Annotated in this window: 25 protein-coding genes and 2 pseudogenes; 15 read left to right on the plus strand and 12 right to left on the minus strand. The window is 64.6% G+C overall.

The genetic code is table 11. The annotated features are described in order from the left end of the window. The first annotated feature begins 32 nt into the window (after positions 1-32). The 4 genes from AC1Z32_RS06675 to AC1Z32_RS06690 are packed head-to-tail and all read left to right on the plus strand — an operon-like array spanning position 33 to position 3,466. On the plus strand, positions 33-560 hold the full coding sequence (locus AC1Z32_RS06675; protein WP_483477898.1) for a 2,4'-dihydroxyacetophenone dioxygenase family protein: 528 nt from the start codon (positions 33-35) through the stop codon (positions 558-560). A gap of 59 nt (positions 561-619) precedes the next feature. Continuing rightward, positions 620-1,921 (plus strand): MFS transporter, encoded by a 1,302-nt coding sequence (locus AC1Z32_RS06680; protein WP_483477899.1) that lies wholly within the window; start codon positions 620-622, stop codon positions 1,919-1,921. Between the two features lie 11 nt (positions 1,922-1,932). Beyond that, positions 1,933-2,661, plus strand: a complete 729-nt coding sequence (locus AC1Z32_RS06685; protein WP_483477900.1) for an SDR family NAD(P)-dependent oxidoreductase — start codon at positions 1,933-1,935, stop codon at positions 2,659-2,661. Between the two features lie 10 nt (positions 2,662-2,671). Then, complete coding sequence (locus tag AC1Z32_RS06690) at positions 2,672-3,466, plus strand: IclR family transcriptional regulator (RefSeq protein WP_483477901.1); 795 nt, start codon at positions 2,672-2,674, stop codon at positions 3,464-3,466. On the opposite strand, the gene AC1Z32_RS06695 is transcribed toward AC1Z32_RS06690, so the two are convergent. Beyond that, positions 3,463-4,908: an AarF/UbiB family protein gene (locus tag AC1Z32_RS06695; protein ID WP_483477902.1), complete on the minus strand. Its 1,446-nt coding sequence runs from the start codon at positions 4,906-4,908 to the stop codon at positions 3,463-3,465. The two genes, AC1Z32_RS06690 and AC1Z32_RS06695, sit on opposite strands and share 4 nt — an antisense overlap. A gap of 191 nt (positions 4,909-5,099) precedes the next feature. Here AC1Z32_RS06695 and AC1Z32_RS06700 point away from each other — a divergent pair, with 191 nt between their 5' ends. Both AC1Z32_RS06700 and AC1Z32_RS06705 read left to right on the plus strand, forming a co-directional pair. After that, on the plus strand, positions 5,100-6,032 hold the full coding sequence (locus tag AC1Z32_RS06700) for a serine hydrolase domain-containing protein (RefSeq protein ID WP_483477903.1): 933 nt from the start codon (positions 5,100-5,102) through the stop codon (positions 6,030-6,032). A gap of 287 nt (positions 6,033-6,319) precedes the next feature. After that, a complete protein-coding gene (locus AC1Z32_RS06705; RefSeq protein ID WP_483477904.1) occupies positions 6,320-6,730 on the plus strand; it encodes a hypothetical protein in 411 nt (136 codons plus the stop codon). Here the strand turns inward: AC1Z32_RS06705 and AC1Z32_RS06710 are convergent. Then, positions 6,706-7,173, minus strand: coding sequence for a response regulator (locus AC1Z32_RS06710; RefSeq protein ID WP_483477905.1), 468 nt, complete (start codon positions 7,171-7,173; stop codon positions 6,706-6,708). The genes AC1Z32_RS06705 and AC1Z32_RS06710 overlap by 25 nt on opposite strands. A 220-nt stretch (positions 7,174-7,393) precedes the next feature. Here AC1Z32_RS06710 and AC1Z32_RS06715 point away from each other — a divergent pair, with 220 nt between their 5' ends. Further along, positions 7,394-7,633: a hypothetical protein gene (locus AC1Z32_RS06715; protein ID WP_483477906.1), complete on the plus strand. Its 240-nt coding sequence runs from the start codon at positions 7,394-7,396 to the stop codon at positions 7,631-7,633. A gap of 140 nt (positions 7,634-7,773) precedes the next feature. Here AC1Z32_RS06715 and AC1Z32_RS06720 read toward each other — a convergent pair. Next, positions 7,774-8,205, minus strand: a pseudogene (locus AC1Z32_RS06720) (HlyD family secretion protein); the annotation flags it as partial. 247 nt (positions 8,206-8,452) lie between these two features. Between AC1Z32_RS06720 and AC1Z32_RS06725 the strand changes: the two are divergent. Continuing rightward, positions 8,453-9,007 (plus strand): universal stress protein, encoded by a 555-nt coding sequence (locus tag AC1Z32_RS06725; protein ID WP_483477907.1) that lies wholly within the window; start codon positions 8,453-8,455, stop codon positions 9,005-9,007. Here the strand turns inward: AC1Z32_RS06725 and AC1Z32_RS06730 are convergent. Next, positions 8,986-9,732 (minus strand): IclR family transcriptional regulator, encoded by a 747-nt coding sequence (locus tag AC1Z32_RS06730; RefSeq protein WP_483477908.1) that lies wholly within the window; start codon positions 9,730-9,732, stop codon positions 8,986-8,988. The genes AC1Z32_RS06725 and AC1Z32_RS06730 overlap by 22 nt on opposite strands. 122 nt (positions 9,733-9,854) lie before the next feature. Between AC1Z32_RS06730 and AC1Z32_RS06735 the strand changes: the two genes are divergently transcribed. After that, on the plus strand, positions 9,855-11,042 hold the full coding sequence (locus AC1Z32_RS06735; protein WP_483477909.1) for a fumarylacetoacetate hydrolase family protein: 1,188 nt from the start codon (positions 9,855-9,857) through the stop codon (positions 11,040-11,042). Positions 11,043-11,055: 13 nt separating this feature from the next. On the opposite strand, the gene AC1Z32_RS06740 is transcribed toward AC1Z32_RS06735, so the two are convergent. The 3 genes from AC1Z32_RS06740 to AC1Z32_RS06750 all read right to left on the minus strand — a co-directional run bounded on the left by AC1Z32_RS06740 (position 11,056) and on the right by AC1Z32_RS06750 (position 13,034). Beyond that, complete coding sequence (locus tag AC1Z32_RS06740; RefSeq protein WP_483477910.1) at positions 11,056-12,039, minus strand: substrate-binding domain-containing protein; 984 nt, start codon at positions 12,037-12,039, stop codon at positions 11,056-11,058. Positions 12,040-12,127: 88 nt separating this feature from the next. Beyond that, a complete protein-coding gene (locus AC1Z32_RS06745) occupies positions 12,128-12,526 on the minus strand; it encodes a DUF302 domain-containing protein (RefSeq protein WP_483477911.1) in 399 nt (132 codons plus the stop codon). 1 nt (position 12,527) lies between these two features. Beyond that, a complete protein-coding gene (locus AC1Z32_RS06750; protein ID WP_483477912.1) occupies positions 12,528-13,034 on the minus strand; it encodes a GAF domain-containing protein in 507 nt (168 codons plus the stop codon). A gap of 348 nt (positions 13,035-13,382) precedes the next feature. Between AC1Z32_RS06750 and AC1Z32_RS06755 the strand changes: the two genes are divergently transcribed. The 4 genes from AC1Z32_RS06755 to AC1Z32_RS06770 all read left to right on the plus strand — a co-directional run bounded on the left by AC1Z32_RS06755 (position 13,383) and on the right by AC1Z32_RS06770 (position 18,240). Continuing rightward, positions 13,383-14,624: an ROK family transcriptional regulator gene (locus tag AC1Z32_RS06755; RefSeq protein ID WP_483477913.1), complete on the plus strand. Its 1,242-nt coding sequence runs from the start codon at positions 13,383-13,385 to the stop codon at positions 14,622-14,624. Continuing rightward, positions 14,614-16,158 (plus strand): sugar ABC transporter ATP-binding protein, encoded by a 1,545-nt coding sequence (locus tag AC1Z32_RS06760; RefSeq protein ID WP_483477914.1) that lies wholly within the window; start codon positions 14,614-14,616, stop codon positions 16,156-16,158. Before AC1Z32_RS06755 ends, AC1Z32_RS06760 begins: the two co-directional genes overlap by 11 nt. A gap of 18 nt (positions 16,159-16,176) precedes the next feature. Then, positions 16,177-17,214: an ABC transporter permease subunit gene (locus AC1Z32_RS06765; protein ID WP_483477915.1), complete on the plus strand. Its 1,038-nt coding sequence runs from the start codon at positions 16,177-16,179 to the stop codon at positions 17,212-17,214. 78 nt (positions 17,215-17,292) lie between these two features. After that, positions 17,293-18,240, plus strand: a complete 948-nt coding sequence (locus AC1Z32_RS06770; RefSeq protein ID WP_483477916.1) for an ABC transporter substrate-binding protein — start codon at positions 17,293-17,295, stop codon at positions 18,238-18,240. Between the two features lie 62 nt (positions 18,241-18,302). Here the strand turns inward: AC1Z32_RS06770 and AC1Z32_RS06775 are convergent, their stop codons facing one another. The 5 genes from AC1Z32_RS06775 to tssC form a co-directional block, all read right to left on the minus strand. Then, positions 18,303-18,581, minus strand: coding sequence for a PAAR domain-containing protein (locus AC1Z32_RS06775; RefSeq protein ID WP_483477917.1), 279 nt, complete (start codon positions 18,579-18,581; stop codon positions 18,303-18,305). A 10-nt stretch (positions 18,582-18,591) separates the two neighbouring features. Beyond that, positions 18,592-19,026: a type VI secretion system baseplate subunit TssE gene (gene tssE, locus AC1Z32_RS06780; RefSeq protein WP_483477918.1), complete on the minus strand. Its 435-nt coding sequence runs from the start codon at positions 19,024-19,026 to the stop codon at positions 18,592-18,594. Next, positions 19,023-19,712: a DotU/TssL family secretion system protein gene (locus AC1Z32_RS06785; RefSeq protein WP_483477919.1), complete on the minus strand. Its 690-nt coding sequence runs from the start codon at positions 19,710-19,712 to the stop codon at positions 19,023-19,025. Before AC1Z32_RS06785 ends, tssE begins: the two co-directional genes overlap by 4 nt. Next, positions 19,709-21,055 carry a type VI secretion system baseplate subunit TssK gene (gene tssK / locus AC1Z32_RS06790; protein WP_483477920.1) on the minus strand — a complete coding sequence of 449 codons (1,347 nt, stop codon included), beginning with the start codon at positions 21,053-21,055 and terminating at the stop codon, positions 19,709-19,711. Before tssK ends, AC1Z32_RS06785 begins: the two co-directional genes overlap by 4 nt. Positions 21,056-21,120: 65 nt before the next feature. Further along, positions 21,121-22,542 (minus strand): type VI secretion system contractile sheath large subunit, encoded by a 1,422-nt coding sequence (gene tssC, locus AC1Z32_RS06795; protein ID WP_483478219.1) that lies wholly within the window; start codon positions 22,540-22,542, stop codon positions 21,121-21,123. A gap of 482 nt (positions 22,543-23,024) precedes the next feature. Here tssC and AC1Z32_RS06800 point away from each other — a divergent pair. Both AC1Z32_RS06800 and tssA read left to right on the plus strand, forming a co-directional pair. After that, positions 23,025-24,137: pseudogene (locus tag AC1Z32_RS06800) on the plus strand (type VI secretion IcmF C-terminal domain-containing protein); the annotation flags it as partial. Positions 24,138-24,240: 103 nt separating this feature from the next. Next, on the plus strand, positions 24,241-25,833 hold the full coding sequence (gene tssA, locus AC1Z32_RS06805; RefSeq protein WP_483477921.1) for a type VI secretion system protein TssA: 1,593 nt from the start codon (positions 24,241-24,243) through the stop codon (positions 25,831-25,833). The last annotated feature ends 1 nt before the right edge of the window (position 25,834 follow it).

Consider the following 25,834-nt stretch of genomic DNA (forward strand, 5'->3'; position numbering starts at 1 on the left):
TTCATCATCCACAATATGGACAAGGAGACGCGATGAGCGCGCCAAAGCCGGCGGCGGACGCCATGACGCCGTATCAACTTCCCTTCCCCAAGGAAGCGCAAAAGGAAATCGTTATCCCCGCCGCGATTCCGACCGATGAGCGCGAATGGGTCCCGCAAGCCGAAAATGTCTGGTTCCGCCCGCTGTGCCTGAACGTATCGACGGGCTACTGGATGAACCTCCTGCGCGTGCGCAAGTCCGGCGTGCTGTCGCGCCATCGTCATCCGCAAGCGGTGCACGGCATGGTGCTGAAAGGCCGCTGGCGTTATCTGGAGCACGACTGGGAAGCGACCGAAGGCAGCTACGTCTTCGAGCCGCCCGGTGAAACGCACACGCTCTACGTGCCGGAAGACGTCGAGGAAATGATCACGTACTTCCAGGTGAACGGCGTGATGTTCTACTGCGACCCGTACGGCAACTACACCGGCTACGAGGACGTGTTCACCAAGGTCGACATGTGCCGCAAGCATTACGAATCGGTCGGGCTGGGCGCCGACTTCGTCGACCAGTTCATTCGTTAAGACGCCCTATCCTTCAACACGCCGAAGCGCTCACAGAAAGCGCATTCGGAGGAGACATCATGCTGGAAAAATCACCGCGCCTGAAGCGCATTCAGGTCATTGCGATCACGTTTCTGATGCTCGCTGGGATCGTCAACTATCTCGATCGCAGCACGCTGTCGATCGCGAATCATTCGGTCACGCAGGAACTCGGCCTGTCCGCCTCCCAGATGGGCCTGCTGCTTTCCGCGTTCTCGTTCGCCTACGCGTTCTCGCAGTTGCCCATCGGCGTGATGCTCGACCGCTTCGGCGCGCGCATCATGCTCGGCCTCGGCATGTTCGTGTGGTCCGTCGCGCAGTTGTTCGGCGGGCTCGTGACGAACCTGCATCAGTTCCTCGCGGCGCGCATCGCGCTCGGCATCGGCGAGGCGCCGCAGTTTCCCGCGGGCGCGAAAGTCGTCTCCGAATGGTTCGCGCAGCGCGAGCGTGGCAAGCCGACGGGCATCTTCGTCACGTCATCGACGATCGGACCCGCGCTCGCGCCGCCGATCCTCACCGTGCTGCTGCTCGCCTTCGGCTGGCGCAACATGTTCGTCATCATGGGCGCGCTCGGCATCGCCGTGTCGATCGGCTGGTACATCGTCTATCGCAATCGCAAGGACGTGAAGCTCGAATCGCAGGAACTCGCGCATCTCACCGAAGGCGAACCGGCGCAGCGCACGGAACGCAACATGACCTTCGCCGAATGGCGCGGTCTCTTCGGCCGTGCCACCACGTGGGGCATGATCTTCGGCTTCATGGGCGTGATCTACATGGTGTGGCTGTATCTCACGTGGCTGCCCGCGTATCTCGAGCATGAGCGTCATCTGACCATCGCGAAGACCGGCTGGGTCGTGACGATTCCCTATCTCGCGGGCACGCTCGGCATGCTGTCGTCGGGCTTCATCGCCGATGGCCTGATGGCGCGCGGCGTCGCACCGATCCGCAGCCGCAAGTGGCCGATCTGCACGGGCCTCATCGGCGGCGCGCTCTTCACGGTGCCTGCCGCGTTCACCCCGAACCTGACGCTCGCGATCGTCTATCTCTCGGCGGCGATGTTCTTCGTCAACATGGCGAGCGGCGCGGCATGGGCGCTCGTTTCCGTCGCGGCGCCGCGCCACATGGTCGCGTCGCTCGGCAGCATCCAGAACTTCGGCGGCTACTTCGGCGGCTCGTTCGCGCCGTTCATCACCGGACTCGTCGTCGACAAGACGCACTCGTTCGTGAACGCGTTCCTGATCAGCGCGGGCGTCGCGTTCGCTGCCGCGCTCGTCTACATGTTCGTCGTGCGTTCGCCGATTCAGGACGTCGAGCAACCCGCCGAAGCCGTTCCCGCCGTATGAGCCAAACCGACATGACTTTTCAAGCTGATCTCTTCAAGGGCAAGACCGTCGTCGTGACCGGCGGCACGCAGGGCATCGGCGCGGGGATCGCGCAGCAGTTCGCGGCGCTCGGCGCGCGCGTGATCGCGGCGGGCCTCGCGCCCACCGATGGCCAGCGCGACGCCCTGGGCTCCAGCATCGAAATCGCCGCACTCGATGTCGCCGATGCCGCCAGCGCCGCCGCGCTCTTCGGGCGGCTCGACACACTCGATGTGCTCGTCAACTGCGCGGGCATGATCCGTCGCGGCGACGAGCACGACATCGAAACCTTCGAGCGCGTGATCGCCGTGAACCTGAACGGCACGATGCGCATGTGCGCCGCCGCGCGCGCCTTGCTCGCGAAGAGCAAAGGGTCGATCGTCAACACGGCGTCGATGCTGACGTTCTTCGGCGGCGGCCTCGTGCCCGCGTACAGCGCGAGCAAGGGCGGCGTCGCGCAACTGACGAAGTCGCTCGCGATCGCCTACGCCGCCGACGGCATTCGCGTGAACGCGGTCGCGCCCGGCTGGATCGCGACACCGCTGACGCAGGCGCTGCAGGACGACGACGGCCGCTCGCAAGCGATCCTCGATCGCACGCCGATGAAGCGCTGGGGCTTGCCGGAAGACGTCGCGCGCGTGACGGCGTTTCTCGCCTCGCCCGCGGCGTCGTTCATGACGGGCGCGATCGTTCCGGTCGATGGCGGCTATCTCGTGGCATGATTCCCGGATCATGCCTGCAGACACCTCTTCCCAAGACGCCAAAGCCACCGGCACCGCCGCCTTCTCGAAGTTCATGGCGGTGCTGCAACTCATCGCCGATGCCGCCGAGCCGCCGTCCATCGCGCGTCTCACGGCGGCGAGCGGCTATCCGCGCCCGACGGTGTATCGCATCGTCGGCGCGCTGATCGCGGAAGGTCTGGTCGTCGAGAGCGCGCGTGGCGGCTGCTACGCGCTCGGCCCGCGCCTGATGTCGCTCGCGAGCCGGAGCTGGGAGCGCTCGGATTTGCGCATCGCCGCCACCGACACGCTGCAGGCGCTGCGCGATGCGACGCAGGAAACCGTGCACCTCGCCGTTCGAAGCGGCTCGGAAATGGTGTATATCGAGAAGCTGGAAAGTCCGCACGCGGTACGCATGGCGTCGCGCATCGGCACGCGCGTGACGCTCTATTCGAGCTCCGTCGGCAAGGCGTATCTGTCGACCTTTCCGCCCGCCGAACGCGATGCGCTTTTGCAAGGCATCGCGTTCGAGCGCTTCACGCCGAATACGATCGTGGATCGTAGCGCGCTCGATGCCGAACTCGACGTGACGCAGGCACGCGGTTACTCCGAAGACCGCGAAGAAAACGAGGCGCAGATTTTCTGCTATGGCAGCGCGATCGTCGGCGCGAACGGCGCGACGCTCGGCTGCGTGAGCGTCAGCATTCCGCTGTTCAGAAAGAGCGCGACGCCGCTCGAAACCTATGTCGCGCCGCTGAAGGAAGCGTGCCGCGCGATCGCGGAGCGCATGAGCCCCGGCACCCGCTAGCGGAATATCGTGCCGCGCGTGCGCCGCGACGCCGCCGCACGCTGCGCGATGAGTGCCGGCAAGCGCGGCAGCGTGTGCGGCCAATGCGTCGCCTCCCGCACGAGACGCGCCGCGAGACTCCTGAAGCTGAACTGATCCGCCGCGAGCCGCACGATGACTCTGCGCGCGATCTTCCATACATCGACATCCGGCGCGATCTCCTGCGCCATGCGCTCGATCCTTTCCGCCGAACGCGACAGCAGCATGGCCCGCGATGCGATCCGCCCATGCGCCGCGCTGAACATATGCTCGGCGGGCGCCTTGCCGATCGCGCCGAACAGATGCGCGACACCGGCGTTGCTTCTCGCATGCGGCGACGCGAAACGCTCCGCCTCGCGCCGATACGTCGCTTCGACGCGCACTTCATGATGCGTCGCGTTCGCGGCTGGCCGGCCGTGTTCGAGATGCGCGCGCGCCGCCGCCTTGTGATCGCCCTCCATGAGCGCATGGGACACGCCGACGAGGAAATCGCGCTCGTGCGCGGCGAAGATCATCATCGGATTGTCGGCTTCGAGGACGATCTGGCCGCGCGTCTCGCGCTCGATGCTCACGCGCGCGCCGGCCGCATCCAGTCCCGCGTGATACAGCCCGACGCCGAGCGCCATTTCGAAGAACGCTTCGATGAGCGTCGCGAGAACATCGGCCTGATCGAGCCCGCACGATGCGAGCGCCTCGGCATCCGACAGCGCGGCGGTTTCTATCGCGCGCGTCGTCAGCACGGCGTCGTTGCAATAGTCCCAGAGCACTTCGGGCACGGCGATCCGGTCGTCGTCGCGCAGGCGAAAGCGCAGATAGCTCTGATCCGCCGCGCGCTGGCGCAAGTCGATCATTGCGTCCACGCTTTCGCGCGCCCGGCGCACCCATTCCACCGGATGCAGTTCGCGCGCCTTCGACGAGCGACGCTCCGCGAAGCGCGCCGCCGCGAGCGCGAGATCCAGATCGTCGTCGAGCTCGGCACGCGCGTCCGCCCGCAGCAGCGTGACGCGCACAGGCACCGTGCCGATGCGCGCCGCATGCGTCTGCTCCGCGACGCCCGAGCGCAACGGCACGTCGCTCAGTTCCGTGAGTTCGAAGGCGAGCGTGGCGGGAAACGCGGCTTCGCAAGCCGCCCGAAAGCGGGCCGCATCGTAAGGCGTGAAAAGTCCGTCCAGCTCGGACAGCGCGACGCGCACCGCCGTTTCCGCCAGCGCGGGATGACGCGCGAGCGCGCCGGACGCGTTTTCCAGCACGCGCGACAGTTGCGAGAGCGCGGGCACGCCCGCGCCGAGCGGCGCGGCGCGCGCGCCATGAAACGCGAAAAAACGCGCCACGCGCGTCATTGCGGCGCCGTCGCCGGTCAGATGGCTTTCACGCACGAACGCCCGGCCAAGCCGCCAGAGCGTCGCGATTCGTCGAACGGACAAATTCAGGCTCGCTGAGTGTGAGTTGACGTTGCTGAAAGGCTGCGATGCCATCGTGCGTGGCATCCGAATTGCTCAATGTGTATCACGATTACGACAAATATGCACGCAGATCAAGCAAGGTGCCGCTCGCAATCGACCGCGTGCTTTTGCTTCGCTATCCTATTCATATTCAGCCATTGCCGTTCCCACCCATGAACTTCGCCAACGAATCAGACTTTGCTGCCCTGCGTCGCGCGCTGACCGGACGGAGCGGCGTGCGCAGTTTCGTCGTCGCGCACGATGACCGCATCGTGTTCGAGCACTATCGCCATGACGTCGCGCCGGACAGCCTGCAGGACATCAACTCGGTGACCAAGACCGTCGTCGGCCTGACGGTCGGCGCTGCGCTGCGTGAACGCGTGCTGCCCGATCTCGACACGCCCGTCAGCCGCATTCTTCCGCAGTTGCGCGCACACGGTCTCGACCGCCGCGTTCAGCGCATCACGTTACATCACCTTCTGACGATGACAGCCGGCTTCGAATGGGATCAGAGCGTCATCGACGAATGCGTGCTCGGCCCCTGCGAGCGCTTCGATCGCGACGAAAGCCGTCTGCGCTTCATTCTGTCGCGTCCCATCGCGCCGCCCGGCATGCACTTCCAATACGACTCGCATGCGATGCAATTGCTGTCGCTCGTCATCGAATCCGCGACGGGGCGCACGCTCGAGTGCTACACGCGCGACGCACTCTTCACCCCGCTCGACATCACCGCGAGCGAATGGATGGCCGATGAAGACGGGCACACGTTCGGCGGCCGCGGACTCATGCTGCGCACGCGCGACATGATCAAGCTCGGCCTGTTGATGATGCATCGGGGCGCATGGCGCGGCGCGCAACTCATCGACGAAGCGTTCATCGAGGAAGCCACGTCCGTGCAAAGCGACGGCGGCCCGCCGATGGAAGACGCGCAGTACGGCTATCTCTGCTGGATCGATCCGCGCTATGTCTTCGCGGCGGGGTATGGCGAGCAGTTCATCTTCGTGGCGCGGCGTGAGGGGATCGTCGCGGCCGCTACCTGCGAAAACGACGACGCGTCCAAAGGCGTGCGCGATCTGTTTGCGCAGCATGTGCTCGACGCGTTCTGATCCGGTTCGGTCCGATGCGCAGGCACTAGCTGGCTGACATCCGGCGCCGATCTGCGCGTTCCCTCAAGAAACGGCGCCGCAGCATGCGTTTGCAGGGGCGCCTTGCTGTTGCATCGTCGTAAATCCATGCGCGGCACATCGACTGTATCTTTTTGTGGATACGCATCTAGGAATTATTCCACTTTGGTATCTTATTAATAGGCCAAGTTACAAGGTTTCATTTTTGAGACCGAGGCCGCGTAGAGCGCCCGTGCGCAAAAATCCAAAATGAAAAACAGAGAGGCGTCATGCAACACCATTCCGAGCCGCCGATGGCGAAAGCGATGTACATCCTGGGACAAATCGGCGCGATCATTTGCCACGAACGCGGGCCGCGCCCGCAGACAGCAGTGCTGACGAAGATGGCGTCGCGCCCGGCCGAGGGCTTCTCGATCGCCGTCGCGAGAATGAACGAGATGTGCGCGCCGCGACGCGGATATCGCCGCACGCTACTGCAATGGAAGCACAGGGAGATCCGGCGTCTGAGCAAGATGCTGCCCGATCCTCTGCCGACGGCCGCATCCGCGCATACGCAGATGCCGTTCTGGGCCGGCTACTGCCAATACTGGGAAGACGTGCTGAAAGAGCACGTTCAACGCGATATCGACCGGCTCGCGCTACAGCTGCACGAGATTCAGCGCAAGCCCGCCGATGCGTGATCGTCCGCGCCTTCCCGCGTCGAGAAATAATCGCGAATCACGGCGATCATGCCGTCCAGCTCCGTCGGCTTGACGAAGTAGCCGTTGAACCCGGTGCGCTGCGCGCGCATCAGGTCGTCGGGGTCCGTGCGGCTCGTATGTGCGATCAGCAGCATCGAAAGATCGATCGCGCGGATTGCTTCGGCGGCCTCCCAGCCGTCGCCGAGCGGCATCATCAGGTCGAGCAGCACCACGCCGGGGCGCCACTTGCGCGCCAGCGACACCGCGTCGAGTCCCGTGTGCACCGCGCGCACGCTGAACTCGGCGTCTTCGAGCGCAAGACAGATCGCGCGCGTCGCCTCCAGATCGTCATCGGCGATGAGCACGCGCGGCTCGTCATGGCGCGTCGCGGGCAGCGGAATCTGCCACAGTGCTTGCGAAGGAACACGGTCGTATCGTTGCATCGTATTGGCCTCGGAATGGACGGAGATAACAGCAACGATCATTCCCTCGCGGGTTTCCGAAAGCGCATCGTCAAGCGGCATGCAGACCGTCGACGTTACACTTCGGGAATACCCGGTGGCTGTCACGACGCGCCGATGCACGGGCGGCGTGCAGGATTTGCATCGCCGTGGCGCGAGCCGCGACGATGGTGCGCACATCCCCTAAACGAGAGGCTAATCGATGTTCGTCGTGTATTGGCTCGGCGGCAACCCTGATATCGAGGGCGCGGCGCGCTTCAAACGATTCGACGCCAGCGCGCTCGCCGACGCGCTGCGCTTCGCGGAAGGCCTGCGCAAGCGCCAGGGCGATGGCGAGGACATCGGCTTCGTCACGCTATGCAGTGAAAACCCGCATTCGGTCGGCAAGCCGGGCGTCGCCGATCCGCCCGCCGATTACGACTGGAAAAAGCGCCGCCGTTAATTTTTGCGAGGTGGCGGCTTCGTCGCCCTGCCATCCGCTGCCAAGCGATTTGTAAACTGCGATGAGATCCGTCGTCACATTCACCGTCGATTGCGCGAGCTGTTCGCGCGGCTGTGCGAGCGGGCGCTCGTCGTGAGTTCCTGCGCCTGAGCCTGCGCAAGCTGCGCGGGATACTGCACGCGCGCGACTTCGAGTTGTGTCTCGGACGCGTGCAGTTGCGCCCGAGCGAGGCCGAGTTGCGCGTTCGCCTGATCGAGTTGCGCCTGATAATCGCGCGGATCGATCTTGATGAGCAGATCGCCCTTGTGCACGAAGCAGTTGTCGTCGAGGTTCATCGTCACGACATAGCCCGATACCTTCGGCGCGATCTTGACCGCGTCGCCGTCGGTGTACGCGTCGTCGGTGCTGATCTGATTGCGCGTCATGAACCACCAGATGACCGCACCGATCGCGAGCACCACGACCGCGATGCCCAGAATGATCAGCGGCTTCTTTCCGGGCTTCTTGCGCTCCTTGCCGTTCTTGTCCTTCGAATCGCCATGCGAAGGCGCGCGCTCGTCATCGCGCTTCAGCTTGCACGAATGCCGCGGGCGCTCGGACGCCCGACGCGTATTGCATTCGAGGGCTGACGATCAGCAAGCGCTGCTCCCCGGCGGCTACGACGCGGCGCGAACCGAACGTGCGCACGGGCTGGCACGAAAGCGCCGGGCGCGCGGTTTTTAAGTCCTCTCGTAAAAGATGCAGGCGCGCGCTCATTCGCAGCTAACTTTGCGCGCCGATCATCCTGTCTGACACTTCGACACAGACAGGAGCCTGATCATGTACAAGCACATTCTCGTTGCCGTGGGTACGAGCCTCAGCGAAAGCGCCCTGATCACCGCCATTACGCGCGCCCGCGACTGCAACGCGCGGCTCACCGCGTTGCATATCGTCGATCAGGCGCCGTGGTGGGCCATCGTCACCGCGGAAAGCAATCCGGGCGAGACACTCGACGTCATCGACGATCACGCGCGCGCCGTCACACGCTATGCCGCGCGGCTGATCGATAGCGCGGGCATCGACGGCGTCGCGCGCAGCGTCACGCAGCCGCTCGACGGCACGAGCGTCGGCGAGCTGATCGCGAAACAGGCGGTCGAGGCGGGCGCGGATCTGATCGTGCTCGGTGGCGAAGCGGAGACCGCATGGCGGCACGGCGAAGCGCGTCTGCGCGACGTGGTCTGCTCGTACGCGCGCTGCGACGTGCTCATCGCGGCGCACGCGCCGGCGCCCGCGTATGCGGACAACGAAATGGAGTCGATCGAGGCGCGCTTCGCGGCGTCACACGGTCGGCCGCAGGCGCGCGCGTCGCATCGTCAGAGTGCGCCGCGCAAGTGAGCCGCAAGCTGAACGATGCCGATGGAAATCTGCTTCTCACGTTTCGGATCGAGCCGGCCGACCGGCACGCTCGTCGACACCGCGACGCGCTTGCCCGCCGGCGTCATCCCGACATACGCCGCGAAGCACGCGAGGCCCTCGGCCACTTCCTCGCGCTCGACGGCCAGCCCGCTCGCGCGGATCGCGGCCAGTTCGCGCAACAGCGCCGGGCGCCGCGTGATAGTGCGCGGCGTCACCGCTTCGAGACGCTCGGGAAGGCGCTCGATCACGGCTTCATCGGTCATGCCGGCGAGCAGCGCCTTGCCGAGCGCGCAACAATGCGCGGGCAGGCGTGAGCCGAGGTCGGACACGAGCCGCACCGGCCGATGCGCGTCCTCGCGCGCGATATAGACCACCTGCACGCCGTCGAGCACCGCGAGCTGCACGACCTCGTTGTGCTTGTTGATGAATGCGCCCGCGCCTTCGCGAAACGCCGCCTGCAGCTTGTCGTGGCGCACATACGCGTTGCCGAGTTCGAAGAGCCCGACGCCGATCATGTAGCCGTCGTCCCGCTTTTCGATCCATTGCATGCGCGCGAGCGTTTCGAGCAGCAGATAAAGCGTGCTGCGCGAGAGGCCCGTCTGTTCGGCGAGCGCCGTTGCGCGCACCGGCTTCGCGGCGGCGGCGAGCGCTTCGAGAATGTCGTTCGCGCGACGCAGCGCGGGAACATCGTAGGCTTTTTCCATGTGCGGCTTCATCCGTTGCGAACGGATATATTCCAACAGGTTGGATAAACAATCAACCTGATGGACACCATTGGACGCGCGGGCTACGATCGGCTTTCCTTTTCCGCCCCCCATTCGAATTCATGCAAACCGTCAACGTTTCCTCCTGCCTGCCCGAAGACTTCGCCGACGCCGTGCTGATCGGCCGCGTCTGGCGTCCCGCGCCCGTGAACGGTCCCGCCGTCGTCGCGGTGCGCAAGGGCGAAGTGTTCGACATCACGCGCGCCGCGCCGACCACCGCCGATCTCTTCGATAACGCCGATGCGCTCGACATCGCCCGTAACGCCGAAGGCGAGCATCTCGGCAACGTGCAGGATCTGTTGCAAGCGACACTGGCTGCGTCATCCGGTGGCCTTCGCCTGCTCGCACCTTGCGATGTGCAGGCGGTGAAAGCATGCGGCGTCACGTTCGCGGTGAGCTTGCTCGAGCGCGTGATCGAAGAGCAGGCCGGCGGCGACGCGAGCAAGGCGCAGGAAGTGCGCGACACGATCAACAAGCTGATCGGCGCGGATCTGTCGAAGATCAAGCCCGGCTCGGACGCGGCGATGAAGCTGAAGGCCGAACTCGAGCGTCGCGGCGCGTGGTCGCAATACATGGAAGTGGGCATCGGGCCGGACGCGGAAGTGTTCTCGAAGTCGCAGCCGATGTCGTCGGTCGGTTTCGGCGCGGACGTCGGCCTGTATCCGACATCGCAATGGAACAATCCGGAGCCGGAGATCGTGCTGGCGGTGAATGCGCGCGGCGAGATCGTGGGCGCGACGCTCGGCAACGACGTGAATCTGCGCGATATCGAAGGCCGCAGCGCGTTGCTGCTCGGCAAGGCGAAGGACAACAACGCGTCGTGCGCAATCGGCCCGTTCGTGCGTCTGTTCGACGAGCGCTTCACGCTGGATTCGGTGCGCGCGACGAGCGTATCGCTGCGCATCGACGGCGCGGACGATGGCTTCGTGCTCGAAGGCGTGAGCCACATGAGCGAGATCAGCCGCGATCCGGCCGATCTCGTCAAGCAGACGCACGGCGCGCATCATCAGTATCCGGATGGCTTCATGCTGTTCCTCGGCACGATGTTCTCGCCGATCAAGGACCGCGATACCGAAGGCGGCGGGTTCACGCATCATCTCGGCGATGTCGTGACGATTTCGACGCCCAACCTCGGAGCGCTCGTCAATACGGTCAGGCTTTCGACGGAGATCGAGCCGTGGACGTTCGGCGTGCGGGCGTTGTATCAGAGTCTGGCGGCGCGGGGGCTGTTGGGGAAGGCAGCGCAGTGACGCTCAGGGCGTCTCACGACGCCCCGAACCGAAACCCCTTCCCCCGCCCCTTCGTCACGAGCTGAACCGGCGTCTCCATATACGGCGACAAATCCTTTTGCCGCCGTCTCTCCACAAGCGCCTTCACGGCGACATCCACGCCGAATACCGCCTGCCGCGCGCCGAATTGCTCCACGGTCGCAAGCAGGCGGCCGTCATCGAGCATGGGCTGCACGGCGTCGATATTGTTGTAGCCCGTCACCAGCACGCGGTCCTTCTTGCCGGCGATGCGGACCGCATCGATCGCGCCCATCGCGATGTTGTCGTTTGCGCAGAGCAGGCCGCGCAGCGCCGGATGCGCGTACAGCATTTGCAGCGCGGCCGCCTTGCCGCTCGCCATAGTCCACTCGCCGCCGTCCGTATCGGCGACACGCATGCCCGCCGCGCTCATCGCGTCCTTGAAGCCGAGCGTGCGCTGCTGCGCATTGCGATCGTTCGACGGTCCTTCGATGATGCCGACCTCATCGCCCGCCTTCAGCTTCGAGCCGAGATACGCGCCGACGAGCCGCGCGCCGCGCCGGCTGTCCGGCCCGACGAACGGAATCGTGATGTTCGCCGCGTCCTGCGCGGCTTCGTCGAATGGATTGTCGATCGCGATCACGATGACACCCGCCGCGATCGCCTTCGCCGCGACAGGCACGAGCGCCTTCGAATCGGCGGGCGCGATGACGATCGCGTTCGTCTTCGCTTCGACGAGCGTTTCGACGATGTGGATCTGCCCGGCCACGTCGTTGTCGGTGAGCGTGCCGTGCGTCGTGAGATCGAGCTGCGAGGTGTAGTGCCGCTGGTAATTGCGCGCGCCTTCGATCATCGAGACGACGAAGGGATCGTTCAGCGACTTCATCACGAGCGCGACCGTCGCCTTGTCCGATGCCGCCCGCGCATCGCGAACGCGCGCGAGCCCGCATGCGCTCAGGGCGCACGCGGCGAGCAGGCGGCGGCGGGCAAGGCTCGTCATGGAATTTATCGAGACGGCTGAAACGTCTCATTGTAGACGCACGCGCGCGGCCGCCGGCCGCAGCCCCATCGCGTGTAAGGGCACGGTTTCAGCGCGCCGCCGCCTCGGCGAGCGCGGCCACGCCGCTGACCGGCTTCATCTGTTCGGCATCGAGTCCGTGGCGCGCGCGCAGATAGTCCGTCGCGTTGTATGACAGCCAGGCGCGGCCCTCCGCGTCTTCCCAGGACAGGATCTTGAGCGGCAGATCGAGCGCGGCGGTCGGCACGGCCTGCATGAGCGGCGTGCCCGCCCGCGGATTGCCGAACACGAGCAACTGACTCGGTGGCATCGTGAGGCCGGCGCGCGCGGCGTCGCCGCTGAAGTCGATGCGCGCGAAGAGCATCAGCCCGCGGGCGCGGATCAGCGCTTCGAGCTTGTCGGCGGTCGCGACGGCGCCGTGCGCGCTCGCAATCGTGACGACGCCGTTATCGATAGCGTCGGCGGACATATCAACGCTCCGCCCGCTTGCCCCACGCGAGCGCGACGAACGCCGTGCACAGCGCTTCCATGCCGAGCGCGTCTTCGTCGTCGAAGCGCTTCGGCACGGGACTGTCGACATCCCATACGCCGATCAGCGTGCCATCGCTCGCGATGAGCGGCACGACGATCTCCGAGCGCGACGCCGAATCGCACGCGATATGCCCTGGAAACGCATGCACATCCGGCACGACCTGCGTGCGCCGGTCGCGCGCCGCCGTGCCGCACACGCCACGCCCGATCGCAATGCGCACGCATGCCGGCTTGCCCTGAAACGGCCCGACGACGAGCTCGGCGCCATCGAAAAGATAGAAGCCCGCCCAGTTCAGATCGGGCAGCGTGTGATAGACGAGCGACGAGAAATTCGCGGCATTGGCGATGAAGTCGGTTTCATCGGCGATGAGCGCGCGGGTCTGCTGAAGCAGGTCGTCGTACTGCGCGGCCTTGGTCGCGTGCGTGGCTTGCGAGATCGAAAACATGGAACGCCGGCGGAAATGTCGAAAAGTGTCGCCGACGATAGCACATCGATCCGTGCGTCGCTTCGCCCGCGCCATGCGTCGAAAGCGGGTTTATCGGCGTCTGTAAGCTCGCCGCAAATCATCTGCCTGTTTCTTGGCACTGCCGGTCGCATCGCCTAGTGTGAAAGCGCACCGGGTCCGCGGTTTGCAACTGCGGGGCATCGCCTTTCATGCTCAACCGTCTTCGACGAACGCTTAACAACTGCTTCGGGATTTCCCTGCTTTACTTCGATGCGTCTTCGTTCTTAAATAAATCAACTTGATTTAATTAATGGCCGCGACTCGATGGCCATCTTTCGGAGACAGCGCGTGAAATCCCCAAGCGGCAGAGGAAGCAACTCCGCGAACGTGCGCCGGTACAACGAGCGCCTGCTCCTGCAGGCGCTGCGGCGCGCCGAGCCGGCGTCGAAGGCGGATCTCGCGCGTCACGCGAATCTGACGAGCACGGCGGTCGGCAGTATCGTCGAGTCGCTGGAAAATGCGGGCCTGATCGAATACACGGGACGGCGCCTCGAAGGCCAGCGCGGCCAGCCCGCGTCGCTGATCCGGCTCGATCCGCGTGGCGCGTTCGGCATTGGCGTGCGGCTGGATCGCACGGGCATCGAGACGGTGCTCGTGAATTTCGCCGGCGATGTGCTCGCCCGCAGAGCGCTCGATGCCGTGCTGCCGCATCCGTCCGAGGTGCTGAGCATCGTGCGGCGCGACATCGAAAGCATGCTCGGCCTGCTTTCCGCGACGGAGCGCGAGCGCCTGACGGGCGTCGGCATCGCGCAGCCGTTCAATCTCGGAAGCTGGCTGCGCGAACTCGGCTTGCCCGCCGAAACGTTCCGCGCCTGGGACGAAACCGATTTCGCCGATGAACTCGGCCGCGCGCTCTCGCTGCCGGTTTTCAGCGAGAACGACGGCAACGCCGCCGCGACCGCCGAACTCTTCTACGGCCACGGCCGCCGCTGCGACGACTTCGTCTACCTGTTTCTCGGCTCGGCGATCGGCGGCGGCATCGCGATCAACGGCGATTGTCTGCGCGGCGCGTCGGGCAATGCGGGCGATATCGGCGTGATTCCGGTGCCACCGAGCCGCCTGCCCTCCGCGCCGCAGCCGAACGGCCCGTGGGACATCCTGCTGTCGCGCGCGTCGCTGAACGCGCTCGTGCGGCATCTCAACTACTGCGGCGCGGCGGCGGACAACCGCGTCGATTTGGAGGCGTGCATCGAGCGGCGTCTTCCCGCCGTCGACGAATGGATCGACGACTGCATCGAAGCGCTCGCGCCCGCCCTGCGCGCGACGCTCTGCGTGCTCGACGTGCCGATGGTCGTGATCGACTCCGATATCGACGGCGGCCTGCTCGACAGACTCGTCAAGCGACTTTCGACGACGCTCGCCGCCAACGCGCCCGAAGCGCGCGGGACCCCTTCGCTCGTGCGCGGTTCCTTCGGCCCGGATGCGGGCGCGATCGGCGCAGCCACGCTGCCGATGTTCTTCAACTTCTCACCGCGCGCGGCCATCCGCCACGCGGGCATCAAATCGCAAGAGGTGAACCATGCCGCATGACTCTTCCAGCCGACCGCCGCTTCTCGAGATGCGCGGCATCAGCAAGACCTTTCCCGGCGTGCGCGCGCTCAACGACGTGCGTTTGTCGGTCTATCCCGGCGAAGTGCATTCGCTGATGGGCGAAAACGGCGCCGGTAAATCCACGCTGATGAAGATCCTCTCGGGCGCGTATCAGGCCGATGCGGGCGGCGAGATTCTCATCGACGGCAAGACGGTCACCATCGACGGGCCACTGGCCGCGCGCGCGCTCGGCGTCGCGGTGATCTATCAGGAGCTGAGTCTTGCGCCGAATCTTTCGGTTGCCGAGAACATCTATGCGGGGCGCGAACTGCGGCGCGGCAGACTGGTCGACCGCGCCGGCATGGAGCGCGGCTGCGAGGACGTGCTGAAGCGCCTCGGCGCGAACTTCAAGCCGCATACGCTCGTCGGCGATCTGTCGATCGCGGAGCGGCAGCTCGTCGAAATCGCGCGCGCCGTGCATGCGCATGCGCGCATCCTCGTGATGGACGAGCCGACCACGCCGCTGTCGTCGCGCGAAACCGATCGTCTCTTCGAGCTGGTTCGGCAACTGCGCGAGGAAGGCATCGCGATCATCTACATCAGCCATCGGATGGCGGAGATCTATGAGCTGTCCGACCGCGTTTCGGTGCTGCGCGACGGCGCCTATGTCGGCACGCTGATGCGCGACGAACTTTCCGCCGACAGCCTCGTGAAGATGATGGTGGGCCGCGACATCTCCGGCTTCTACAAGAAGCAGCATGCGCCCTACGATCCGGGCAACGTGGTGCTGTCCGTGCGCGATATCGCCGACAGCAACCGCGTGCGCGGCTGCAGCCTCGATCTGCACGCGGGCGAAGTGCTCGGCATCGCGGGGCTCGTCGGCGCAGGACGCACGGAACTGGCGCGCCTGATCTTCGGCGCGGAGGAAAAGACGCGCGGCGAAGTGTCGATGCATGGCAAGCCCGTGAAGCTGCGCACACCGCGCGACGCGATCGATGCGGGCCTCGTCTACCTCACCGAAGACCGCAAGGGCCAGGGGCTTTTCCTCGACATGAGCGTGCGCGACAACATCAACATCACGATCGCCGGCCGCGACGCCAAAGCGGGCGTGATGGACCTCGCACGCGGCAACACGCGCGCGAAGGACGCCATCGCCGCGCTCACGATCCGCGTGCCGAACATGCGCGTGAACGTTGGCGCGCTGTCGGGCGGCAATCAGCAAAAAGTGCTGCTCTCGCGTCTGCTCGAAACGAAACCGGAAGTGCTGATCCTCGATGAGCCGACGCGCGGCGTCGATATCGGCGCGAAGTCGGAGATTTATCGAATCATCAATGATCTCGCGCGCTCGGGCGTCGGCGTGATCGTCATCTCGAGCGAGCTGCCGGAAGTGATCGGCGTGGCGGACCGCGTGCTCGTGATGCGCGAAGGCGAAATCGCGGGCGAACTCGGCGGCCATTCGGGCAAGCCGATTTCACAGGAAGGAATCATCGAACTGGCGACGGGCTCGAAGGTCGCGCTCGATCAGGCTGCTTAAGGAAATCTGGAGAGAGACATGGCTAACACGACGAAACACCACGACACGAGCGCCGCGCCGGTTGCGAAGGCTGAGAGCGTCTCGCAGCGGCAAAACCGCATCGAGCATCGCGAACGCATGCAGGTTTTGATGCGCACCGCGGGCATGCTGCCCGTGCTGATCCTGCTGTGCATCGGCTTTGGCATCGTGACGGATGGCTTCTTCAGCTTCCAGAACCTGTCGATCGTCACGCAGCAGGCCTCGATCAACATCGTGCTCGCGGCGGGCATGACCTTCGTGATTCTGACGGGCGGCATCGACTTGTCGGTGGGTTCGATTCTGTCGGCGGGAGCGGTGGCGGCGCTGCTGGCATCGAATATTCCGGGCTGGGGATGGCTCGGTATTCCGGCCGCGCTCGCGGTGGGTCTCGGCTTCGGCGTCATCAACGGTCTGCTGATCGCGCTGCTCAAGCTGCCGCCCTTTATCGTGACGCTCGGTTCGCTCACTGCCGTGCGCGGCATCGCGCGCCTGATCGGTCACGACACGACCATCTTCAATCCGCAACTGCCGTTCGCGTTCATCGGCAACGACACGCTGTTCGGTGTGCCCTGGCTCGTGATCATCGCGCTTCTCGTCGTGATCGTGTCGTGGTTCATCCTGCGCCGCACGGTGCTCGGCCTGCGCATCTATTCGGTGGGCGGCAATCCCGAAGCGGCGCGCCTCTCGGGTATCAAGGTGTGGGGCATCGAGCTCTTCGTCTACGCGATCTCGGGCTTGCTCGCGGGTCTCGGCGCCGTGATGTCGGCCGCGCGTCTTTACGCCGCGAACGGTTTGCAGCTCGGCCAGTCGTATGAACTCGATGCAATCGCGGCGGTGATTCTCGGCGGCACGAGCTTCGTCGGCGGCGTGGGCTCGATCGTCGGCACGCTGGTCGGCGCGCTGATCATCGCGGTGCTCTCCAACGGCCTCGTGCTGCTCGGCGTGTCGGATATCTGGCAGTACATCATCAAGGGCCTCGTGATCATCGGCGCTGTGGCGCTCGATCGTTACCGTCAGCGCGGCTCGGCTCGCACCTGAATTTTCATCGATCATCCGGGCGCTTGCAGGTCCGCTCGCGCCCGCCCCGATACCAACGGACCAACTGGAGACAACAACATGCGCAAGCACAATAAGCTTTTCGCCAGCGTCGCCCTCGCTCTCGGGTTTTGCATGACGGCTTCCGTCAACGCGGCCGACAAGCCTTTGAAGTCCATCGGCATCACGGTCGGCTCGCTCGGCAATCCGTACTTCGTCACGATCTCGAGGGGCGCGGAAGCGAAGGCCAAGACCATCAATCCGAACGTCAAGGTGACGGCGGTGTCGTCGGACTACGACATGAACAAGCAGTTCACGCAGATCGACAACTTCATCTCGGCGCACGTCGACATGATTCTCCTCAACGCCGTCGATCCGAAGGCGATCGAGCCGGCGGTGAAGAAGGCGCAGAAGGCGGGCATCGTGGTGATCGCGGTGGACGTCGCGGCGGCGGGCGCGGACGCGACCGTGCAGACCAACAACGTGCAGGCGGGCGAGATTTCCTGCGAATTTCTGGCGAAGAAGCTGGGCGGCAAGGGCAACGTGGTGATCGAGAACGGGCCGCAGGTGTCGGCGGTGATCGATCGCGTGAACGGGTGCAAGACCGTGCTTTCGAAGAATCCGGGCATCAAGATTCTGTCAGACGATCAGGACGCGAAAGGCTCGCGTGAAGGCGGCATGAACGCGATGCAGGGCTATCTCACGCGTTTCCCGAAGCTCGATGGTGTGTTCGCGATCAACGATCCGCAAGCGATCGGCACGGACCTCGCGGCGAAGCAACTGCATCGGAACAATATCGTGATTACGTCGGTGGACGGCGCGCCGGATATCGAAACGGCGCTCAAGACGGACACGATGGTTCAGGCATCCGCGAGCCAGGACCCGTGGGCCATGGCGCAGCAGGCGGTGAGCGTCGGGTATGACCTGATGAACGGGAAAAAGCCGGCCAACTCGACAATCCTGTTGCCGTCGACGCTGGTTACGCGGGAGAACATCGGTAGTTATAAGGGGTGGTCGTCGCCGCGTTGAGGGTTGTTTCAAGCGCGTGCTGGCGTGGAAGGCTCAGCCCGCCACGTCAGCACGCGCTTCGATCATTCGCCATCGAAGACCGTCGAGCGCGCAATCACACGATGGGTGCCTCGAGGGCAGTCGCACATCACGATATCGCCGTCGGCCACGGCTCGCGCGGCGCCGAAACCCCAGTTCACAGCCGTTCCGAGTATCTGTCCGCTCTTGCCGCAGCGCGGACAGGAGGCCAGTCCCATGTGACGGGCGATGGGTTGTCCATCGTCCAGCATCGAATCGTCACCGTCCAGCACGCGACCGCCGGTGGTGGTCAAGTTTCCCTTCAACGCGATCATCCTGGCCATCGCCGCCTCCTTAGTTCTCTTCGGCCATCGAATTCAACATGCGCAGCCGCGTCCTGCCATCCGGCGTGAAGTGCGTGCCGAAGCGCACGAGTCCTTCTCGGCGCAGATGACACGCCATCGTGAAGCTCAGCAGCATGCCCGGCTCCGGCTCGTTGATCTCGATGTCGATCGATCCAAGGCGCGGCTCGTATTCCAGCAGCGTTGCCTCGATCTCGCTTCTCAACCGGTGCGCCGACGCGGGCAAATGCCGATAAATCTCCGAGAGATCGTCGAGTCCATATCGCGGCAGATGCGCAAGCGCCTTGCGACGGCTGTTCAGAATGCGCTGGATGTTGTCGCGCACCGAATAAAACGTCTGCGCTTCCGGCGGCAACTCATCGATCGCCCTGCCGTCAGCGAAATGACCTGTGATTCGCTCGAACAGGCCGGGTGCTGCGCGTGTCATCGGCTCTCCTTTTGCATCATGTGAGTGACGGACGCATCGAGCCAACTGTCGATCCCGAACCAGACCAGGCCTATCATCGCGCAGGCCAGCGCGATGACCGCGAGCGGGGAAATCCGCCGCATCCACGGGCGATGAACAGCCGCCTTGATCACGACGGAGCCGTCATCCCCTGAGTCTTGCGATGTGCCGAGCCGATCGGCGATGGCACGCCTGAGCCGAATGCGCGCGTCATCGCCATCGAGCGCGAAGCGTCCCTTGAAGCCGAGGTCCAGCACCGCGGCGAAGATCGCGAACAAGGACTGCACCGGCCGCCTTTCACGCAGACGCTGCTCGATGCGCCGCACCAGTTCTTCGCCCGCCTCGTTCGTGTGAAACTCCTCCAGCTGCAGCGGCGTTTGCTCCCACTCGTCGCGCGCCGCGCCCTCGAGACAGCGCAGCGCCACTTCGTCGAGCAAGGCGCATTGCGCATAGACGGCATCTTCGATCTCGTCGGACGAGAGCCGGCGTGCGCGAAGCTCTTCTTTCAGGCGGACAATCTGGTCTTTGCATTCATCACGCAGCGATTCTTCCGATCCCGACGAATGCTCGTTCCTGCCTTCGAGATCCGAGATGGTCAGCGCCGTATCGCGTAGCGCGACGGGCAGCAACGCGGTGTCGTCAGCCGATAGAGACATCATCGCGCTCATGTCGGCAGCACCGCGTAGAGTTCGATCGACACATCCGGAATCGACGCCGGCACATAGAACTGGCAAGCGCGCGCCGCGATCATGCGCCTGAACGCGGGATGCTGCGAATCGAGCGCGAAATACTGATTCTCGATGCGCACCGGAATCGCCGCGGGCAACCGCGACATCGATTTGAGCGGAATGCCCAGCAGCGCCGAATTGACGATCTGCTCGACCTCATCGGGCGCGCCCGCCTTGCACAGGCGCGGAAACTGCTCGATGAGCGCGTGCGCGGGCAGTCCCGCCTGCACGGACAAGTAATAGTCCGCGTCTTCGACCAGGCGCTCGTCCTTGATCTGGCCGGTCCACATCGTGCCGCGTACACGCTCCAGTGCTATCGGCACCACGCGCGACGGGATGACGGTATCGAGCAGCGTGCGGATCAGCGACTCGAGTTCCGCGAATACGGGCTCGGGCGCGCGATGATCGTAAGGCGGGATCGCTTGCAGCGTCTCGGTGGTCGAGAACGTCAGAAGCGAGCCCGCGAGGCGCGACAGCAGAGCGTAGAGCTTCTCGGGATGTTGATCGGGGGCTTGAGCAAGCCGTGCAAGTTCGGGCCACGTGGTATTCACGCTATGCAGCAGCCAGAACAGCGATACGTCCGCGACGGCATAGTCCGCGATCTGGTCCGAACGCTCGCGCCGGCGCACCGCAAGGCTCGCGCTCTTCGCGCTCAGGATTTCCGAGAGCCGCTTCATGCGCACCGTGAGCGTGGCATTTGCCGACAGGAAAAGACACGGCGGCACGAAGGACGCGTCGGCCTCGAATCTGCCCTGTGCGTTGCGGATGAGTCGCGCCACCGGACACGTCACGTAGTCGCTGCTTTCCTCGAAGTCGAATAACAAAGAGACGACATGGCGCTCGACGCTGATTTCCTCCTTGCCTTCGCCGTGCAGGTCATCCACGTGCTTGTACTCCCGCATGAAGCGCCGCGGGCGTGCGGGCTTCGCATCGGGCTCGACGCAGTTGTTGCCTTGTGCATCGACGAGCGCAACGCCAGCGAGCACTGTCATGGATTCGTATTGCGTCGGGACATCGTCGAGATGGCGCGCGGCCGGCAGCCAGTCGGACGTTTCGCTGTCGATGAGCGTGCCGTCCGGCAAGCGCAACGACAGGCTCGTGAGCTGCAGACGATTGATGCTCAATGCCTGTGCGTCGATGGCCACGTTCACCACGCCCCACGGATCGGGACTGGCGATCGTCGCGATCCGCTGGTTGGCGAACTGCTCCCACAGGGCTTGTTGCTGAAAGTGCTGCGGCGTCATGAAAACGCCCTGCGCCCAAAGCGGTCTGGTGATCTTCATATTGTTGTTGTCTGAAATGGCAAGGGCCGTCGGCACGCCTCGCGCCGACGGAGATTCGAATTCGGTTAGTTCTTCGCTTTGGGCATTTGCGAGACGAGCGCGAGCTTGATATCCATGCCCTCGATCTGAAAGTGCGGCACGATGAAGAGCTTGATGCGGAAAAAGCCGGGATTGTCCTCGAGTTCCTCGACTTCGACATTGGCCTCGCGCAACGGGTGCGAGGCCTGGAGGTCATCGCCGGGTGCCGTCATTTCGGTGACGAGCGTCTTGACCCAGTTGTTCAACTCCAGCTCCAGCAGCCGCCTGTCCTTGGTCGTGCCGATGTTCTCCCGCTGAATCAGCTTCAGATAGTGCGCGATTCTCGAAAGCAGAAAGATGTAAGGCAAGCGCGCATTGACCCGGCTGTTGGCGCTCGCCTCCTTGGTATCGTAGTTCTCGGGCTCCTGAACCGAATGCGCCGAGTAGAAGCACGCGTAATCATGGTTCTGGTAATGCGACAGCGGAATCAAGCCCAGGTTGGCGAATTCGAACTCGCGCGCCTCGGGGATCAGCGCTTCGGTGGGAATCTTGGCGAGGCCGCCCGTGCCGAGCTCGTAGAGTTGGGTCGGGAGGTTCTCGACCAGGCCACCCGCTTGCGGGCCGCGAATCTGGATGCACCAGCCATTGCGGATGAAACTGCGCACCAGGTTCGTCGCGAAGGCAAACGAAGCGTTTGCCCACAGATAGCCGCTCTGGTCAGCGCCCTTCACGTCTTCGGTGTAGTTGAATGCGCGCACCGGCGCGGAATCCGGCCCGTAGGGAAGCCGCGCGAGAAAGCGCGGCAGCGTCAGCCCGAGGTAGCGCGCGTCCTCGGATTTGCGCAAGTTTTTCCAGCGCAGATACTCGGCGCGGTCGAAATAGTCCTCGATGTCGCGAATGCCCGGTACCGTTTCCATCGTCTCCTTGCCGAAGAACTGCGGCGAGACCGCGCCGATGAAGGGCATATGGGCGGCCGCGGCCACCTTCGACAGATCCCGCAGCAGTGCGACATCCGGCGCCCGATGGTCGAACTCGAAGTTCGAGATGAGCGCGGAGATCGGATTGGCGCCGGGGGTGTCGTATTCCTGGGTGTAGGTATGCCAGAACAGGCCGCTGTGCGTCACATCCGGCGCATCTTCGAAGTCCTGGCGCAGCGCGTCCTTGGAGACGTCGAGCACCTCGATGCCCACGGCCTTGCGGAAGTCGGTCTGGTCCACGAGGAACTTCAGTCCCCGCCAAGCCGACTCCAGGCGCTGGAAATCCGCGTGATGGAGGACGCGATCGAGCACGTGGCCGATCCGCTCGTCCGCCTCCCCCATGGCGAAGTCCAGCAGGCTCGGCTCGACCGCACCGGTCTGCAGGGCGAGGAACACCGCGCGCAGGGAAGCGACGAGCCCATCGTTGGCCGATCCGAAATCGATTGATTCGGCCAACGACGGATGGACGCTCGTGTCACCGGCCGCGGCCATGCCGAGCGGCGTCTGAGCTTGAAAGGAAGGATGGACCATGACGCGGATCTTTCTATTCTTGGCACCAGGTTGTTTCTTGCCGGCTTGGCAGTCACTCGAGCCTCGTGCCTTCTCTTGGTGTCGAGTTTTGAATCGAACGACGTATAGCATGCCTTACCATTCCAATCTGTAGAAGTTTGACAAATAGCAGATAGGCACCCTGATTTATGTGAAAAAAAGCGCGGCAAGGCTGTTCAGATTGTTCTGGTTCGGCTATCTTCGTGCCCTAAATTGGACACAATGTATCCATGCGCACGAACGGCTTTCAACGCTTGCAACGCAGCAAGCTTCGATAGCACTGCACATTAAGGAGAGCCTGTTGATGGCCAACCTGTTGAATGAAGGGAGAAATCTCGTCGGAGATCAATGGATTCCGGGCCAGCAACAGTACTTTCTGGAAGTGCCGGGCGCCGAGAAGGCGGACGGCTTCTCACGCGCTGATTGCCCGGCAGGTTGCACAATCGCTCTTCCTCGGCAAAGGTTCGGAACTCGCCAACACCCTCGCCTACGCGCAACTCATCGCCGCGAGCCTGGGCGAGCAATGGGGCGGCATGGGCGCGGAGCTGTTCGTGCGTCCGGTCTCCCAAGCAACGCAGACCGTGCTCGAACCCGCGCAGACGAGTCTGAACGATGCGTGGCGGGACACAGTCGTCGCGACCTGGAACAAGTCGTTCGCGGGCCGCTATCCATTCGCCAACACGACGAACGATGCGTCGTTGCCGGAACTCGCGCGCTTCCTGCGTCCGCAAGGTGGTCTGATCGGCGCCTTCCTGACGACTCAGTTGGCCGGCGTGTTGCAACTGCAGGGCGATCAATGGGCGCCGGTGTCCGGCGCGGGCGGCTCAGGCGGCGCCGCGCGCGCGGTCGATCCGGCGTTCCTGAAAGCGATCAACACGCTGCAACGCATCGCGGGACACCTGCTCGCCCAAGGCGAGCCGTCGTACCGGTTCGAACTCAAGCCAATCCCGACACCGGGTATCACCGATACGCTGCTCACCATCGACGCGCAGAAGCTGCACTACTACAACCAGGTTGAGACCTGGAACGGGATGTCGTGGCCGACCAACGACCCGCAGAGCGCGGGCACGCGCCTCGAATGGCAGACCGAAACGGCGGGAACCAACAAGCGCTTCGAATTTGCCGGGCGCTGGGCATGGGTGCGCATGCTGGAGCGCGCACACGTCGAGCCGATCGATACCGCGACATATCAGGTGACGTGGCAGGCGACGCCACAGTTCGAAGACACGCGCTCGAGATCATCGAAAACGAGCGACGCCGACGATCACGACGCCCTGACCGCGCACGGACCGTTCGCCGCTACATCGGCGGACATCACGCATCCGTTGAGCTACATGATGCGAACCGACGTGGGCAAGGGGCCGCTGGAACTGCTGGAGTTGCGCGGCTTCGCGTTGCCTTCACGCGTGTTCGTGAAGCGCGAGACGCCAGTCAAAAGCGCCGGGACGGCCGATGCCCCCCCGCCGCTTCCCAAGGCCGCCATCGAAGCCGCCAGGAAAGCCGGGACTCCATTGCCCGGCGGCCGAGGCGCGCCGTGACGGTGCGTCGAGACGAGGCGCGGCGCGAGCGGATCGTCGTCGCCCCGGCGCTGATTCGCGCGGACCGGCTCAATGAGCCCAGCAAACACACCCACCTATCTTTATGTTCACCAATTTGTTGAATGCGCTGTTCGGCACGCGCCAACCCTCCGATCTCGCGCGCGCCGCGCAATCGCAATGGGACGCGTGGCTTTCCCCCATCCGGCCCGATGCGCCCGTCGGAGAAGACCCCGGTTACGACGACGATTTCCAGGCCATCAAGGACGAAGTCGCGAAGCTGTCGAACGTCGACGATGCGCTCATCATCGAGTCGGCCGAGCGCCTCATCAAGCAGCGCGCGAAAGACGTGCGACTCGCCGTCTACTACGTCTACAGCCGCATGCGCCGCGATGGCGCAGAGGGTGTTGCCGCGGGCTTCGAACTTTTATCGGCGCTTGTCGATCGCTTCGGCGATGCACTCCTGCCCACACGCGTCACGTCTCGCCGCGCCGCCTTCGAATGGCTATGCGGCAGCACCTTCGCTGACCGCCTCGACAACGTCCAGGGACTGACCGGCCCGTTGCTCGAGCGCACACTCTCGGCGCTCGCGCTCATCGACGAACGTCTGCAATCGTGGCCGGATGACGCGCGCCCGGCGCTCGGCGCGCTTTTCAGGCGCTTCGAAGGCCGCATCGAGTCGCCCGCAGCAAGCGATGGGGCATCGGCCCCGCCCGCGCCGGCATCGACAGCGTCAAGCGCGCTGCCCGCATCGTCCGACGTGTCGTCGACGCGGGATCTGCTCGATCGTGCCCGCCAGATGGCGCAGTTCCTGCGCGAGCAGCCGCAGGGCTATCTGGCGGCGTATCGATTGATGCGCTGCGTGCGCTGGGACACGCTCACCGAGGCGCCGCCGTTCGAAGCCGGCGGCAAGACGCGCCTGATCGCGCCGCGCGCCGAGTTGCGCGCCAATCTGAAGCGGCTGCTGCTGCAAAAGCAATGGCCGGAGTTGCTCGAACGTGTCGAAGCGGCGTTTGCCGAAGGAGCGAATCATTTCTGGCTGGACCTGCAGTACTACGCCTTCGTCGCGCAGGAGCAAGCCGGCGGCGAGTACGCGCGGGTACGCGAAACCGCCGCCACCGATTGCGCGCTGATGCTCGAACGTCTGCCCGGCCTGGAACATCTGCTGTACGCCGATGGCTCACCCTTCGCCGACGACGCCACGCTCGAATGGATCGCCCGTTACGCGACCGTGCGCGACATCGAGCGCGGTGATGCCGTCGCGCCGGTCAGCGCCAGCGCGGCGCACACCGATTGGGCCGAAACCGAAGCGCACGCGAACGACATGGCCGCGCAGCAGGGCCTCGACACCGCGCTCGCCTGGCTGCAGCGACGCGCATCGCAAGACGAAACGCAGATCGCGGGTGGCGAGCGCGAGCGCTTCACGCGGCAGCTCGTCATGGCGCGCGTGGCCGAGCGGGCCGAGCGCTCCGATACCGCCTTGCATCTGCTCACCACATTGGATGCGGACGTTGCCCGCTATCGGTTGGCGCGTTGGGAACCGTCGCTCGCGTTCGAGGTGAAACATCACCTGCTGCGCATTCTGAAGAGCCGCTTCAATCGCAAGGATGCGGATAAACCGACGCTGGCCACGCGCATCGAAACGCTGACGGCTGATTTGACCGCAATCGACGCTGCACGCGCCGTGGCGTTGGCATAAA

This window comes from Caballeronia sp. 11_S32 (assembly GCF_056930355.1).

Coding starts and splice junctions, on each gene's coding strand:
- AC1Z32_RS06675 (WP_483477898.1), top strand. CDS start 33: ATGAGCGCGCCAAAGCCGGCGGCGGACGCCATGACGCCGTATCAACTT.
- AC1Z32_RS06680 (WP_483477899.1), top strand. CDS start 620: ATGCTGGAAAAATCACCGCGCCTGAAGCGCATTCAGGTCATTGCGATC.
- AC1Z32_RS06685 (WP_483477900.1), top strand. CDS start 1,933: ATGACTTTTCAAGCTGATCTCTTCAAGGGCAAGACCGTCGTCGTGACC.
- AC1Z32_RS06690 (WP_483477901.1), top strand. CDS start 2,672: ATGCCTGCAGACACCTCTTCCCAAGACGCCAAAGCCACCGGCACCGCC.
- AC1Z32_RS06700 (WP_483477903.1), top strand. CDS start 5,100: ATGAACTTCGCCAACGAATCAGACTTTGCTGCCCTGCGTCGCGCGCTG.
- AC1Z32_RS06705 (WP_483477904.1), top strand. CDS start 6,320: ATGCAACACCATTCCGAGCCGCCGATGGCGAAAGCGATGTACATCCTG.
- AC1Z32_RS06710 (WP_483477905.1), bottom strand. CDS start 7,173: ATGCAACGATACGACCGTGTTCCTTCGCAAGCACTGTGGCAGATTCCG.
- AC1Z32_RS06715 (WP_483477906.1), top strand. CDS start 7,394: ATGTTCGTCGTGTATTGGCTCGGCGGCAACCCTGATATCGAGGGCGCG.
- AC1Z32_RS06725 (WP_483477907.1), top strand. CDS start 8,453: ATGTACAAGCACATTCTCGTTGCCGTGGGTACGAGCCTCAGCGAAAGC.
- AC1Z32_RS06730 (WP_483477908.1), bottom strand. CDS start 9,732: ATGGAAAAAGCCTACGATGTTCCCGCGCTGCGTCGCGCGAACGACATT.
- AC1Z32_RS06735 (WP_483477909.1), top strand. CDS start 9,855: ATGCAAACCGTCAACGTTTCCTCCTGCCTGCCCGAAGACTTCGCCGAC.
- AC1Z32_RS06740 (WP_483477910.1), bottom strand. CDS start 12,039: ATGACGAGCCTTGCCCGCCGCCGCCTGCTCGCCGCGTGCGCCCTGAGC.
- AC1Z32_RS06745 (WP_483477911.1), bottom strand. CDS start 12,526: ATGTCCGCCGACGCTATCGATAACGGCGTCGTCACGATTGCGAGCGCG.
- AC1Z32_RS06750 (WP_483477912.1), bottom strand. CDS start 13,034: ATGTTTTCGATCTCGCAAGCCACGCACGCGACCAAGGCCGCGCAGTAC.
- AC1Z32_RS06760 (WP_483477914.1), top strand. CDS start 14,614: ATGCCGCATGACTCTTCCAGCCGACCGCCGCTTCTCGAGATGCGCGGC.
- AC1Z32_RS06765 (WP_483477915.1), top strand. CDS start 16,177: ATGGCTAACACGACGAAACACCACGACACGAGCGCCGCGCCGGTTGCG.
- AC1Z32_RS06770 (WP_483477916.1), top strand. CDS start 17,293: ATGCGCAAGCACAATAAGCTTTTCGCCAGCGTCGCCCTCGCTCTCGGG.
- AC1Z32_RS06775 (WP_483477917.1), bottom strand. CDS start 18,581: ATGGCCAGGATGATCGCGTTGAAGGGAAACTTGACCACCACCGGCGGT.
- tssE (WP_483477918.1), bottom strand. CDS start 19,026: ATGACACGCGCAGCACCCGGCCTGTTCGAGCGAATCACAGGTCATTTC.
- AC1Z32_RS06785 (WP_483477919.1), bottom strand. CDS start 19,712: ATGAGCGCGATGATGTCTCTATCGGCTGACGACACCGCGTTGCTGCCC.
- tssK (WP_483477920.1), bottom strand. CDS start 21,055: ATGAAGATCACCAGACCGCTTTGGGCGCAGGGCGTTTTCATGACGCCG.
- tssC (WP_483478219.1), bottom strand. CDS start 22,542: ATGGCCGCGGCCGGTGACACGAGCGTCCATCCGTCGTTGGCCGAATCA.
- tssA (WP_483477921.1), top strand. CDS start 24,241: ATGTTCACCAATTTGTTGAATGCGCTGTTCGGCACGCGCCAACCCTCC.